12 protein-coding genes and 1 tRNA gene are annotated in these 13,546 nt (G+C 65.3%); 5 read left to right on the top strand and 8 right to left on the bottom strand.

All coding sequences use genetic code 11. The annotated features are described in order from the left end of the window. The first annotated feature begins 58 nt into the window (after positions 1-58). The 3 genes from VX159_RS10360 to VX159_RS10350 all read left to right on the top strand — a co-directional run bounded on the left by VX159_RS10360 (position 59) and on the right by VX159_RS10350 (position 3,887). Positions 59-919, top strand: a complete 861-nt coding sequence (locus VX159_RS10360) for a M14 family murein peptide amidase A (RefSeq protein ID WP_371322806.1) — start codon at positions 59-61, stop codon at positions 917-919. Positions 920-1,079: 160 nt separating this feature from the next. Then, positions 1,080-2,666: a DUF1800 family protein gene (locus VX159_RS10355; RefSeq protein ID WP_371322805.1), complete on the top strand. Its 1,587-nt coding sequence runs from the start codon at positions 1,080-1,082 to the stop codon at positions 2,664-2,666. 27 nt (positions 2,667-2,693) lie between these two features. Continuing rightward, positions 2,694-3,887 (top strand): DUF1501 domain-containing protein, encoded by a 1,194-nt coding sequence (locus tag VX159_RS10350; protein WP_371322804.1) that lies wholly within the window; start codon positions 2,694-2,696, stop codon positions 3,885-3,887. 187 nt (positions 3,888-4,074) lie between these two features. Here VX159_RS10350 and flgB read toward each other — a convergent pair whose 3' ends face one another. Then, the gene (gene flgB / locus VX159_RS10345) at positions 4,075-4,473 is read right to left on the bottom strand and encodes a flagellar basal body rod protein FlgB (RefSeq protein WP_371322803.1); all 399 of its coding nucleotides are present in this window, start codon (positions 4,471-4,473) and stop codon (positions 4,075-4,077) included. Positions 4,474-4,584: 111 nt separating this feature from the next. Then, on the bottom strand, positions 4,585-6,021 hold the full coding sequence (gene mltF, locus VX159_RS10340; RefSeq protein ID WP_371322802.1) for a membrane-bound lytic murein transglycosylase MltF: 1,437 nt from the start codon (positions 6,019-6,021) through the stop codon (positions 4,585-4,587). Positions 6,022-6,044: 23 nt separating this feature from the next. Here mltF and VX159_RS10335 point away from each other — a divergent pair. Then, positions 6,045-6,137 (top strand) — tRNA-Ser (locus tag VX159_RS10335). A gap of 244 nt (positions 6,138-6,381) precedes the next feature. Here VX159_RS10335 and VX159_RS10330 read toward each other — a convergent pair. The 4 genes from VX159_RS10330 to VX159_RS10315 form a co-directional block, all read right to left on the bottom strand. Next, complete coding sequence (locus VX159_RS10330) at positions 6,382-6,900, bottom strand: Tfp pilus assembly protein FimT/FimU (protein ID WP_371322801.1); 519 nt, start codon at positions 6,898-6,900, stop codon at positions 6,382-6,384. Positions 6,901-6,971: 71 nt separating this feature from the next. Next, positions 6,972-8,879 (bottom strand): MFS transporter, encoded by a 1,908-nt coding sequence (locus VX159_RS10325; protein ID WP_371322800.1) that lies wholly within the window; start codon positions 8,877-8,879, stop codon positions 6,972-6,974. Between the two features lie 61 nt (positions 8,880-8,940). Continuing rightward, entirely contained in the window at positions 8,941-11,085 is a 2,145-nt protein-coding gene (gene aas, locus VX159_RS10320; protein WP_371322799.1) for a bifunctional acyl-ACP--phospholipid O-acyltransferase/long-chain-fatty-acid--ACP ligase, read from the bottom strand. Further along, positions 11,085-11,396, bottom strand: a complete 312-nt coding sequence (locus VX159_RS10315; protein ID WP_371322798.1) for an ArsR/SmtB family transcription factor — start codon at positions 11,394-11,396, stop codon at positions 11,085-11,087. Before VX159_RS10315 ends, aas begins: the two co-directional genes overlap by 1 nt. A gap of 308 nt (positions 11,397-11,704) precedes the next feature. Between VX159_RS10315 and VX159_RS10310 the strand changes: the two genes are divergently transcribed. Beyond that, entirely contained in the window at positions 11,705-12,241 is a 537-nt protein-coding gene (locus VX159_RS10310; protein ID WP_371322797.1) for a DUF2058 domain-containing protein, read from the top strand. 77 nt (positions 12,242-12,318) lie between these two features. Here VX159_RS10310 and VX159_RS10305 read toward each other — a convergent pair whose 3' ends face one another. Both VX159_RS10305 and VX159_RS10300 read right to left on the bottom strand, forming a co-directional pair. Beyond that, entirely contained in the window at positions 12,319-12,900 is a 582-nt protein-coding gene (locus tag VX159_RS10305) for a lipocalin family protein (protein ID WP_371322796.1), read from the bottom strand. A gap of 71 nt (positions 12,901-12,971) precedes the next feature. Then, the gene (locus VX159_RS10300) at positions 12,972-13,466 is read right to left on the bottom strand and encodes a YbaK/EbsC family protein (RefSeq protein WP_371322795.1); all 495 of its coding nucleotides are present in this window, start codon (positions 13,464-13,466) and stop codon (positions 12,972-12,974) included. Positions 13,467-13,546: the final 80 nt, after the last annotated feature.

Here is a 13,546-nt window from a genome sequence, read left to right as displayed (position 1 = left end):
CTGAGGCAGTCTGAGGCATCATATCGGGCTGATCTTTGCTGAGCGATGTTGCCCTCGTATGTGCTGTATTTCCCGCTGTCTTCCTGGTTTGCCGCTGCTCTTGCTGGCCTTGCTCCTGCCCCGGGCGGTGTTGGCCGAGGACTGGTGCGCCGCCATCGGCAAGCGCTTGAAGAGCGTGCCGGCGGCGCAATGCCGGGCGCTCGGGCTGCAGCCGGCGGCGGCGCGGTCGCAGCAAGGGCGGGCCTTGATGTGGCGCGACCTGCCGCCACCGGCCAAGAAACTGGCCAGCCGCCAGCCTGGGGGGCGGGCGCCCCGGGTGCTGGTGATCGGCGGCATTCATGGCGACGAACTGACCTCGGCGGCGCTGGTTTTCCGCTGGCTGCCGTGGATGCAGGAAGGCGAGGCAACGCATTACCACTGGCGGGTGATTCCGGTTGCCAACCCGGACGGCCTGCTGGCCGGCAAGCCGACCCGGGTCAATGCCAACGGCGTCGATCTCAACCGCAACTTCGCCACGCCCGACTGGCACAAGGACGCGCACGCCTACTGGCAGCGCAAGACCGAACGCGATCCCCGGCGCTATCCCGGCAAGGCGGCGAGTTCGGAACCGGAAACCCGCTGGCTGGAAAGTGAAATCGGCCAGTTCCGCCCGGATGTGATCGTCAGCGTCCATGCCCCCTACGGCTTGCTCGACTACGACGGACCGGCCCGCCAGCCGCAGCGTTTCGGGCAACTGACGCTGAGCCGTCTTGGCGTCTATCCCGGCTCGCTCGGCAACTATGGCGGGGTGCACAAGAATGTGCCGGTGGTCACCATCGAGCTGCCGCATGCGAACGCGATGCCGCCGGCGCGCGAACAGCGGGCGATCTGGGCGGACATGCTGAACTGGCTGCGCCGCAATATCGTGGCGCGGGGCTGAGTTCAGGGCCGCTTTTTGCCGTTTGGCCACGGTCGACCGTAAAAAACCGCAAAAACTCGGGGCGGCAGTAACAAGTGCTTGCAATTTTCCTTGTCGGGCAGGCTGCCTCAAGCAGCGATCCGGGGCAACAATGGGCGCATTCGTTGGCGGGGGAAATTCGATGCGGTCTCGTTCTGGTGCGATCCTGATTCGTTGCGGCCTGGCCGTGCTCTGTGCCCTGCCGCTGTCGGCGGCAATGGCGGCAACGCCGGGGCAGACCCCGCTTGCTGCCGAGGCCGCGCGGGCCTGGCTGAATCGCTTTGGCTACGGTGCCGACCGCGCCAGCCTGGCGGCCACCGTCGGCCAGACGCCGCAGCAGCTGCTGCGGCGGGCGATCCACGGGCCGGCCCAATATCCGCCGGCGGTCGCGGCAGTACTCGCGGCCTCACCGGCGGCGCAGCCCTTGAGCGTACTGTGGCCGCTGTACGGCCCGGGCGGCAGCGAAAAAATGAACCAGCCGGCCCGCCGCCAGCCCGAACAAAGCGAAGTGGTGCGCTCGCAACGCGAGGTGGACGGGCGCGAACTGCTCCAGGCGGCTGTTGCCGACCGGCTGCTGCAGAGCGCCAATTCGGACAACCCCGGGCATGAGGTGCTGCTCAATTTCTGGCTCAATCATTTCTCGATCCACGGGCTCAAGACGATCAACCAGTTTCTCGCCGCCGATTACGTCCGGACCTTGCAGGCGGCGCTGCGCGAGGATCGTTTTCTGGCCTTGCTCGAAGCCAGCTTTTACCACCCGGCGATGCAGGTCTATCTCGACAACATCCGCTCGACCGCCCCTGATTCGCTGCTGGGCGAGCGCGCCGCACAGCGCGGCGAAACGCCGGGGATCAACGAAAACCTGGCCCGCGAACTGCTCGAACTGCACACCCTGGGCGTCAATGGCGGTTACAGCCAGGGCGACGTGCAGGCGCTGGCGCGGATCATCACCGGCGCCGGCATCCTCAATAACCGGCTGCCGCCGGCCCGGGTCGAGGCGGCCGGGGCCGAGCGGCGCGGCTATTTCTTCTTCGACCCGGCGCGCCACGACTTCGGCGCCAAGCGCCTGCTCGGGGTCGATTACCCGGCCGGTCGAGGCAGCGAGGAAATCCACCGGGCCTTGCAGCAACTGGCGCAGCACCCGGCGACCGGCCGCCATCTGGCCGGCAAGCTGGCGCGGCGTTTTCTTGCCGACGAACCGCCGCCGGCGCTGGTCGCGGCGATGGCCGCCGCGTTTCAGCGCAGCGGCGGGCGGATTTCGGCGACCTTGCAGCCCTTGCTCGATAGCCCTGAGTTTGCCCGCTCGCTGCAGGCGCCGGGCAAATTCAAGGAGCCGCTCGATTACCTGTTGTCGGCAGCACGGGCTGTGTGCGACGGGCAGCCGATGGCGAACGGCCGCTTTTTCTGGCGCGCGGCGCAGGAGCTGGGGCAGGCGCCCTTGCTGCGGACCACGCCGGATGGTTACGGCAGCCAGGAGGCCGACTGGCTGTCGTCGCCGGCGCTGGGCAAACGGGTGAGGTTGGCGCAGGACCTGGCCGGCGGCCGGCTGCCGCTGCTCCGCTTGCCAGAGGAAGGGGGGCGCCGGGCGGCGGCTTGTCAGCCCCAGCTTGCGGCTGTGCGCGCGGCAGTCGGGCCTTTGAGCGCGACCTCCAGCGCGGCGCTGGCCGGATTAGGGAGCAGCGACGAAATCGCCGCCTTGCTCGCCAGCCCCGAATTCATGCGCCGTTAAGCGGCCTTGGCCGAGAAAGGAAGCAGCATGTCCGCACTCAATTTTTCCCGTCGCCGCGCCTTGCTCGGTGGTCTCGCGGCGCTGTCCGCCTGCGCGGTGGCGCCAGCCGCCTGGGCCTTGAGCCAGCCGCAGCGGGCCAATGGGCGATTGCTGGTGGTGTTTTTGCGGGGGGGGCTTGATGGCCTGTTTGCCTTCGGGCCGACTGCCGATCCGCAGTTTGCCGAGTGGCGGCCGAGCCTGTCGCGGCCGCTGCTGAACGAGGGCAAGGCGCTCGGGCGCAGCGGCTTTGCCGCACACCCGGCACTGACGCCGCTGGCCGACTTGTTCGCGCGCGGTGAACTGAGCTTCGCCCCCTGTTTCGGCACCACCGACGCGAGCCGCAGCCATTTCCAGGCGCAGGATTTGTTCGAGCTGGGCAACGGTCAGACCTCGGGGCGCTCCGGCTGGCTGGCGCGGGCGGCGCAGGCGGCCGGTGGCGAGGTGCGCTGCGTCGGGTTCGGTGGCGAGCAGCCCTTGATCTTGCAGGGCGCGCCGCTCGGGCGGGTCGAGGCGATGCCGCTGGGCGGCAACGGGCGACAAGTACGCTCTGATCGGGCGCTCGACGCGATTCGTGCGATGCACGCGCAGCAGGCCAGCGGCGCAGCGATTGAGCAGGCACTGGCGACCCAGTCCGAACTCGACCGGATCGGCGGCATGGACCCGCAGGCCGCGCGCGGCGCCAACGGCGTGGCGGGTTTTCCCAAGCTGGCGGCACGCATGGCGCAAGTGCTGCGCAGCGATCCACGGCTGGGTCTGGCCTTTATCGACCTCGGCGGTTTTGATACCCACGCCGGGCAGGCTGCCAGCCTGGGGCGCAGCCTGCCGCCACTGGCCGAGGGCTTGCTGGCGCTGCGCGACGGCCTGGGCGACGCCGAGTGGCGGCGGACCCAGGTGCTGGTGTGCAGCGAATTCGGGCGTACCGTGCGCGAAAACGGTACTCAGGGCAGCGATCACGGCCACGGCGGTCTGGCGCTCTTGCTCGGCGGGGCGTTGGGGCGACTGGGCGGTGGCCGTCTGCTCGGCGATTTTTCCGGGCTGGCCGAAGCGGCACTGCACCAGCGCCGCGATTTGCCGGTACGGCTCGACTGGCGCAGCGTGCTCGGGCGTTTGCTGCAGGAAAGTCAGGGTTTCTCGGCGGCGACGCTGGCCGAGGTGTTGCCGGGCATGCCGGGGCTGGCTTGAGTTTTTGCCCGTTTGGGCAGTCGACCGTGGCGTTTGCCGGTTGGGGCCGATCCAGCACTGGTGCCGTTTGGTTAAACGTGGTCCAGGCAAAGCGTACTGCGAACATTTCAAGAAAATGGCCGCTTCGCAATCCATCGGAGCGGCCATTTTTAGTCTTGGCTGAAGGTGTTGCCGGTCTGCTCCGGGTTTAGCCCTGCTGCGCGGTCATTGCCTGGCGCATGCCCTGGAATTCGTCGTTGAGCAGTTGGGTGAGGATCTGGTACTGGATCGCGTTGTCGGAAATCTGGCTGCGTTCGTGATCCATTTCGACGGTGTTGCCGTCGACTGCCGACTGGTATTCGTTACGAAACAGTAGCGGTGGATTGGTGTTCTTCAGCGGAATCGCAAAGTGGCCCTGCTGGCTGGTCTGCAGTTTTAGTCCGCGCTGGTCGATGGCGGCGGCGATGGCCGAGCGGAAATCGATGTCGCGGGCCTTGAAATTGGGCGTGTCGGCATTGGCGATATTGGACGCCAGCAACTCATGGCGCTGCGTGCGCAGCGCCATTGCCTGGCGATAAACGGCAATCGATTCTTCAAGGGTCGGCATGGGGGAGGAGAATGCCAAAGCAGACGGTCAGTTTGCTGACGGAGTACAGCCATAGTCACGGTCAACCGGTAAAACCGGCAAAAAGCCGGTTTGGGGCTGCAGCCGGAAGTCCTATTTCTTCTTTCCGCCTTTGTGTCGCGGCTTCTTTCCGGATGGTGTCTCGCCGGCCGGCTTGTCTGACTGGCGCGGCTTGGCCGTTGGCGGTTGCCAGGGATTTTCGTGGCGTTGCAGGATGTCGTAATAGCTGCGGATGTTCTCGACCAGGATTACCGCTTCGCCGCCGCGTGCCCGGCTGCCCTTGACCCGCTCGTAGTACTTGCGCTGGGCGAGCAGCGGCAGGATGCGCTTCATCTCGTACCACTGGTTGGGGTTGGCGCCGAGTTCGCGCGCCAGCCGGCGGCTGGCGCCGGCGTTGCCGGGACCGAGGTTGTAGGCCGACAGCGCCAGCCAGGTGCGGTCAGGTTCGCCAATCTCGGGGTCGAGCGCTTCCTTCAGCTGCACCAGGTAGCGGGCGCCGGCGATGATGCTTTCGCGGGCGTTGAGGCGATTGCTCACCCCGAGATGGTCGGCGGTGTCCTCGGTCAGCATCATGATCCCCCGCACATTGGTCGGGCTGGTCGCATTCGGGTCCCAGTGTGATTCCTGGTAAGCAATCGCGGCAGTCAGGCGCCAGTCGATGCCGGTCAGGGCTTCGGCAGATTCGAAAAAGCGGCGGAACTTGGGCAGCGTGGTTTCGATTTCGCCGAGGAATTTGACTACATCGGCCTGAGTCAGGCGGCGGACGTGGCCGAAATAGCGCTCCTCGATCCGGGCCAGCGTGCCGTCGTGCTGCACTCGTTCGATAAAGGCGTTGGCGCGGGCCGCCAGTTCGGCATTCGGATGCGGTCCGAACTGCCAGATGATCGGCTGTTCTTCGGTCAGCGGCAGGGTGTTGCGCAGGTTGGGTACGAACTGGTTGGCGATGTCTTCAAGGCGGGCATCCATGGCCACGTAATCGACCTTGCGCTCGCCCAGTGCTTCGAGAAGCTGGAGGATGTCGCCGGTAGCCACTTCGACCACCCGCAGGTCGGGGATTTTGCGGGCCAGCTGGCGCAGGGTTGCCGCCTGCCGGGTGCCGGCCAGGGCGTGCACGGTCTGGCCTGCGAGTTGTTCGGGCCGGCTGAGCGGTAGCGAGGCTTCGTGCTGCATCAACACGTCGCGGGTGAGAAAGATGGGTGCGCTGCCCTGCAGGCTGGCCTCGTTGTGCGGCGACAGCCAGGCGGCAGCGAGATGGTAGTCGCCCTGGCGCAACTGCGTTTCGAACTCGCCAGGCTCGACCACGCGATAGCTGACGCCGACCCCGAGCTCCTGGGCAAAGGCCTCGATCAGGTCGTGCTCGAGGCCACTGGCGGTATTGTCTTCGCTCGCCTGGTAGCTGAGCGGGCCGCTCCGGGTGAGCACCACCAGGTCGTGCTGCGCCGGCGTCGGGAACGGCAGGGCGCCGTTGCCGCAGGCGGCCACGAACAGGGCAAAAATCAGATAGAGAAGGGCTGTTGTCCTACGGATCACTTATGCTATTATTTCGTTCTTGCGGAGAGGTACCGAAGTGGACATAACGGCGCCGACTCGAAATCGGATGGTCAGAGAAATCTGGCACAAGGGTTCGAATCCCTTCCTCTCCGCCACTATCCAAAACGATTAAGCCCGTGATTAAACGGGCTTTTTTGTTTTCTGCGGGGCGCATTGTAACCCACAAACCGGGTAAAACAGCAAATTCTGTTGTGCGCTGCAGCAAATCGCTGCGCCAATCGTCGCCATAACCCTCTTCACTGCAATGCCCCGGTAGCGCGCCATGGCCCCTGGTTGCTGCATCTTTTTCCAGAGGTGGCCGGTCTCCTGCTAGAACGACAGCCAAACTGGCTGGCGCGCTTAGTTGCAGTTGCTGCTGGTCAGGTAAGAGGTATCGATACGGAACGCCGGATTGCTTGCGGTCGGCGGATAGTAGATGAAGCCGCACTTGCCGAAACTGCCGGCACCGCCCGGGACTCCTGCCACCGGTGCGCTGGCGCAATCAGTCATGCCGTTGCCGTCGACATAGCAGAATGAGGTGCCGCGGCTGGAGGCCATCGGGTAGAGGTCGCTGGAGGTCGCGGCAAGTACGTTTTTGACCGTTGCGGTGGTCGGGTAATCGAGATTGAACAGCACCACGCTGCCGTCGTTCTGGGTGACCCCGCTACCGGGTTTGCCGGCGGCAATCCACTTGGCCTGGGTTAGCGCGATGCCGCTGGCCAGTGCTCCGGCGAACGAGCGCATCTGGGCGATTTTGGCATCGCTTGACAGGCGCACCATGCGTGGCAGGGCGTAGGCGGACAGGATTCCGAGAATCACGATGACCGTGACCAGTTCGATCAGGGTAAAACCGGCGGCCTGGCGGGAGTGCGTGGGCATATGGGACGGGCAAGGAGCGGAGGGGCGGGCAGCCGCGATGTCGAGCCGGCTGCCCCAATTCGCCTGCGGGCTTAACCGGTGATTCTACCCGTGGCGGTGGTGGTCGTCTCCTGCAGTAAATCACCGATGATCTGTTGCAGGGCTGTCGGTGTTGCCTCGATGGCCGGCAATGTGGGGGCGGCGTGCAGTTCGATGCGCGAGAACAAGCCACGGCGGAACGGGGTTCTCATCGCTGCGCCGTCGATCCGCGAGAAGAAGCTGCCCCACAGTCCGCGCAGGGCCAGCGGCACCACTGGCACCGGCTGCGTTGCCAGAATCCGGCTCAGGCCGGGGCGGAAGGGCTGCAACTGGCCGTCGCGGGTGATCCCGCCTTCCGGGAACAGTCCGACCAGTTCGCCGTTGGCCAGCGCGGCGGCAGCGGTGGCAAAGGCGGCTTCGAGCAGGGCCGGGTCTTCCTTGGCCGGGGCAATCGGGATCGCGCCGCAGTGGCGGAAGACGAAGCCGAGCAGCGGCGTCCGGAAAATCCGGTGATCCATCAGGAAACGGATCGGTCGTGGCGAAGCGCCCATGATGATCACCGCGTCGGCAAAGCTGACGTGGTTGACGACCAGCAGCGCCGGGCCTTCTGCCGGAATCTGTTCGAGTCCCTGTGTGCGTAGCCGGTACACCGCCTTGACCAGCAGCCAGGCAACGAAGCGAAGCAGAAATTCCGGGACCAGCCGGTAGATGTAGAGCGCGACGGCGGCGTTGAGCAGGGCGGCGACCGCGAACAGCGCCGGGATCGACAGCCCGGCACCGAGCAGCGCCGCTGCCCCGAGCGCGCCGACGACCATGAACAGCGCGTTGAGGATGTTGTTGGCGGCGATGATCCGCGCCCGGTGCTGCTCGCTGCTGCGCAACTGCACCAGCGCGTAGAGCGGGACGATGAAAAAACCGCCGAAGACGCCGAGCAGCAGCAGGTCGCCCAGCACCCGCCATACCGCTGGCTCGGCCAGCAGTGCTGCCAGGCTGTGCGCACCGGCGTCGGCCAGGTGTTGCGGCGAAGCCAGCCACAGGTCGAGGCCGAATAGCGTCAGGCCGATCGAGCCGAAGGGCACCAGCCCGATTTCGACGTGCTTGCCCGACATCCGCTCGCACAGCATCGAACCGACGCCGATGCCGATGGTGAAGGTGGCGAGCAGCAGCGTGACTGCGCTCTCGCTGCCGCCGAGCACGTTCTTGGCGTAGACCGGGAACTGCGCCAGGAATAGCGCGCCGTACAGCCAGAACCAGGAAATCCCGAGGATTGACAGGAACACCGTGCGGTTTTGGCGGGCGAAGGCGATGTTGCGCCAGGTTTCCGACAGCGGATTGAGGTTGACCGTGAGTTCCGGCGCCGGCGGTGGCGCGGCCGGCACACTGCGGCTGCTCAGGTAGCCGGCCAGCGCGACGACAAAACCGCCGGCAGCGATCCACGCCGGATGCTCGACCGAACCGGCAAGCAGGCCGCCGGCCAGCGTCCCGATCAGGATCGCGACGAAGGTGCCGGCTTCGATCAGCGCGTTGCCGCCGACCAGCTCGTCGGGGTGCAGGTGCTGCGGCAGGATCGCGTACTTGACCGGGCCGAATAGCGTCGAATGCAGGCCGAGCAGGAACAGCGCGAGCAACAGCCCGGGCAGCGAGTGCAGCGCAAAACCGGCGCCGGCAATGCCCATGATCGCCATTTCCAGCACCTTGACCAGCCGTGCCAGCCGCGCCTTGTCGTACTTGTCGGCAAGCTGCCCGGCCGTTGCTGAAAACAGGAAGAAGGGCAGGATGAAGATGCCGGCCGCGAGATTGGCCAGCAATTCCGGCGGCAGCGTCGTCCATTGCGCCGCCTGGAAGGTGAGCAGCACCACCAGCGCGTTCTTGAACAGGTTGTCGTTGAAGGCGCCGAGAAATTGCGTCACGAAAAAGGGCGCAAAACGGCGTTGTTTGAGGAGGCTGAATTGTCCGCTCATGCTGGCGTGACCTCGTTTTTAGGTTTTTTCAGGGTTGACCGTGAATGGCTGGCGTGGGGCATCACGCCGCCTCCGCCAGACGCTTCAGCGTCACATAATCGATCTTGCCGGTACCCAGCAGCGGCAGCGCGTCGACCCGCTGGATTTTGCGTGGCACCGCCAGTTCCGGCAGGCCGAGTTCGCGGGCCTTGGCGGCGAGCAGTTCGCGGCTGAGGGCGGCGTCGGTGGTGAATAGCACCAGCGCTTCGCCCTTGGTCGCATCGGGCTGGCTCGACACCGCGTGCTGCTTCTCCGGAACGGTGGCGGTGGCGAGTTTTTCGACCACTTCCAGGCTGACCATTTCACCGGCGATCTTGGCGAAGCGTTTGACCCGGCCGACGATCTTGACGAAGCCTTCGCCGTCGATCTCGACCACGTCGCCGGTTTCGTACCAGCCGGCGCCGAGTTCGGAGGCTGGCGGTTGCAGCACGCCCGGTTGTTCGGCCTTGAGGTAGCCGGCCATCACGTTCGGGCCACGCACATGCAGCAGGCCGCCGTGGGCGATCCCCGGCACCGGCAGCAGCCGGTGTTCGATGCCCGGCAGCAGGTTGCCGACGGTGCCGGTTTTATAGGCCATCGGGGTGTTGACCGCGAGTACCGGCGCGGTTTCGGTGGCGCCGTAGCCTTCGAAGATGCGGATGCCGAATTTCTCGAACCACAGGCTGCGCACCGCATCCGACAGCTTTTCGGCACCGGCGACGACGTAGCGCAGGCGGTAGAAGTCGTAGGGATGCGCAAACTTGGCGTAGTTGGCGAGGAAGGTCGAGGTGCCGAAGAGTACGGTGCAGTTGCGGTCGTAGGCGACTTCCGGGATTACCCGGTAATGCAGCGGCGACGGGTAGAGGAAGAGGCTGGCGCCGGTCAGGATCGGCAGCAGCGCGCCGGCGGTGAGGCCGAAACTGTGGAAGATCGGCAGCGCGTTGAGCACCTTGTCGTCGACCGAAAAGTCGATCACCGCGCGGATTTGCGCAATGTTGGCGAGGATCGCCCGGTGCGGCAGCACCACGCCCTTGGGCTTGCCTTCGGAACCGGAGGTGAATAACACCACCGCCGCGTCTTCCGGCGAGGCCGGCAGTTCGAAGGCGCGCGGCCGGTGGATCGCCCACAGCAGCAGCCACAGCTTGTCGGCCAGGCCGATCCGGGCGCGGATGTCTTCGAGGTACACCAGCTCGACGCCTTGCAGCGCCGCCAGTTTGTCGGCCAGCTTGGCCTGCTCGACAAAGGCGCGGGCGGTGACGATGGTGCGGACCTCGGCGGCGGTGCAGGCAGCCTGCATCGCATCGGCGCCAGCGGTGTAGTTGAGCATCGCCGGCACCCGGCGGCGGGCGGCGAGGCCGAAGATCAGGCCGACGGTCGGCACCAGGTTGGGCAGCAGCAGGCCGACCTTCTCACCCGGCCGGGTTAGCCGTTCGACCTGGCGGCCGAGGATTAGCGCCATCTTGAGCAGGTCGTTGTACGAATACTCGATTTGCTTCATGTCCTCCAGCAGCCGGCGGCCCTTGCCGAAAATCTCGGCGGCGTCGCACAGTGCGGAGTACAAGGTCTGCTGTGGCCGCGACGCGAAGATCATCTCCTGCATCAGCTTGCGCATCTGTTCGCCCGACTGGCGGCGGCGCAGTTTGGCGGTGGCCGCCTCCGGCATGGTGAAATGCACCGGGGGCAACACGGTCAACCGGATTTTTGGGCAAATTTCCTTGGGGTACTTGCCCGACAGGCGCGAGAAATACGAGCGCGCCGCGCCGTCCAGCCGCACCGGCAGCACCGTTGCTCCGGTCTTGGCGGCGACGAAGGCAGGGCCGTCGTAGACCTTCATCAGCGACCCGGTTTGGGTGATCCGCCCCTCGGGGAAAATCACTACCGGGCGTCCGGACTCGATCAGCCGGATCACCTTCTTCATCGCCATCGGGCTGGTCGGATCGACCGCCAGGTAATCGACCTGCGACAGCAGCAGGCGGAACCAAGCATTGTTGGCGATTCCGGTATGCACCACGAAAACCGGGTCGATCGGTAGGAACAAGCCGAGCAGCAGGCCGTCGAGAAAGGACTCGTGGTTGGCCACCACCAGCAGGCGGCTGGCCGAAAAATCGCTGCCCTGGAAGCGCAGCTCGACGCGGAACAGCAGGCGCGCCAGCGCGCGCAGCACCGGACGTAAGAATTGGCGCAGCATCAGGTGTTCTCCTTCACGTAATCGAGCACGTTGCCAAAGGTTTCTTCGAGTGCCGGGCGGTTGATCCAGAACCACACCTCCTTGCCGATCTTCTCGGAAGCCAGCACCCCGGCGTCGTGCAAGACCTTGAGGTGGTGCGACACGGTCGACCGCGCCAGCGTCGAGACTTCGGCGATCTGCCCGACATTCAGCCGTTCGCCGCGCTCGAACAACAAGACAATCCGCTGCCGGTGCTCATCGCCCAGCGCGACAAAAATTTTCGACATCGCCGCCCACTCGGCGGGGATGGTTTGGGTGTAGTCGTTTTTCATGTCGATAAGTTTAGTTGTATCGACATGATGAAGTCAATGGGTGGTTTCAAATATCTGGCGCTGATTGCCCGAGTCGGCCTCAGTGAGGGGCATGAACGCGGCCAGCGGTTGTGGAGGTGCCTTCTTCTCTTTGCGCTGATCGTCCCTCAATGGGGCTGGCGGAGGGGGGATACGCCTAGTTCACCGTGCTCATTCGCCAGGCGGCAGCAAGTCCGGCAGGAATGCCCTCCGCCTGCGGATTTGTTAAGCTTACGGCCCGCAGCCGGCCGCTGAGGGCCGGTGCCGTCTTAATTCATGGAGTGGCGACGATGGCCTCTTTGCAAGACCAGTTGTTAAAAGCCGGCCTGACCAGCCAGAAAAAGGTCAAACAGGTGAATCAGGAAAAGACCCGGCAAAAGAAGCAGGAGCGGCGGACCGGGGTTGAGGTGGTCGACGAAGTCCGTCAGGCGGTGCTCGAAAACCAGCGCAAAAGCGCCGAGCGGGCGCGCGAGCTGAACGCTCAGCGCGATGCACTGGCCAGGCAGAAGGAACTCCAGGCGCAGATCGCGCAAATGATCCAGCAAAGCCGCCAGGACAAGGGGAAGGGCGACATCGTCTATAACTTCACTTACGACAACAAGGTCAAACGCTTGCTGGTTTCTCCGGCCGTGCAGGCACACCTGATCGCCGGGCGGCTGGTCATCGTCGCGCAGGGCGAGGGTTTTGAACTGGTGCCAAAAGTGGTGGCCGAGAAAATCGCCGAGCGTGACCCGGCCGTCGTGGTCTGGGTCAGCAAGCCTAGCAGCGAGCCGGATGCCGACGATCCCTACGCTGACTACAAGATTCCCGACGATTTCACCTGGTAAATCGACTGTTCGGCAGTTTGCCTCCGGCCAGAGACAAATATGGCGGATTTCACGGTCGACCGTGGAATCCGCCTTTTTTACGGCTGCGCGTAGCGCAGTGCGTCCGGGTCAAAGCCCAGTGCCTGCAGGCGCTGCCGCAGGCGGCTCAGGGGGGCGGCGTCGAGCCGTGGCTCGCGGGCGAGCAGCCATAGATATTCGCGGCGGGGTTCGCTGACGATCGACCAGCGATAGTCGGGGTCGAGGTCGACCACCCAGTAGTTGCCCCAGACTGCGGGAATGAATGAGAGCCAGGCGGGGGCGAAGCGGACTTGCAGTTTGGGCGAGTCCGCAGCCCCGATCTGGCGGGCCAGACCGACGGCCTGATTGATTTCGCCGCTGGCCAGCGGACAACGATTGGTTACGCGCAGGCTGCCGTCGGCTTGCTGTTCGTAATCGGCTTCGCTCTGGCCGACACAGGCCTGCTGGAAGCGGTTGGGCAGGCGGGCGATTTCGTACCAGCGGCCGAGGTAGCGTGGAACGTCAAGCTGCCCGATGGTTGGCAAAGGGCTTGCACGGTCGGCGGCGGTGCCTTCGGCCTTGGCTTGGCCGGCCAGAGGCAGGTACAGGCTGAGAGCGAGGAGTAACAGGGGCAGGGAGGGGCGTCGAAAACTGAGAGGCATGACTTGCTAGGAACGGGTTGGTTGTCGAAACGGCCGGCTGCTGGCCGCATGTTGCGGGATGGCCTTGAGCTTCAGGCCGTGCTGGTCTGCTTGATGTCGGCCCATTCCGCGCCGGTGATGCGGACCAGTTCATCCGGGCTGAGCGGAAATACCGAGTTGGGCGTGCCGGCAGCAGCCCACAGCGTGGCGTAGGCCTGCAGGTCGGCATCGAGGAGCAGGCGGGGCGGCTCGGCGTGGCCGAGCGGGGCGACGCCGCCGATCACATAGCCGGTCTTTTCGCGAACAAAATCGGCGTTGGCACGACCCAGCTTGCAGCCCAGCCGGGAGGCAACCTTGTCTTCGCAAACCCGGTTGTCGCCGCTGGCGACGACGATCACTGCCTGCCCATCGGGCTTGCTGCGGAAAACCACCGATTTGGCGATTTCGCCGACCTGGCAGCCGATGGCGGCTGCGGCTTCGGCACTGCTGCGGGTGGGCTGATCGAATTCGACCACCTGGCGGGCCAGGCCGGCCTGGTCGAGGAGTTGCTGGATGCGCAGGGCGTTGGGGTGCTGGGCAGGCTTCATGGCAATTGCGGGCGAAAACAGGAAAGCCGCCATTTTGGCCGATTTTCACGGTCGACCGTGGCCTTGGGCTAATTGTCAGC

Origin of the sequence: Dechloromonas sp. ZY10, assembly GCF_041378895.1 — a bacterium.
GTDB classification, from domain to species: domain Bacteria; phylum Pseudomonadota; class Gammaproteobacteria; order Burkholderiales; family Rhodocyclaceae; genus Azonexus; species Azonexus aquae.
This window is presented reverse-complemented; position numbering and strand designations above follow the sequence as displayed.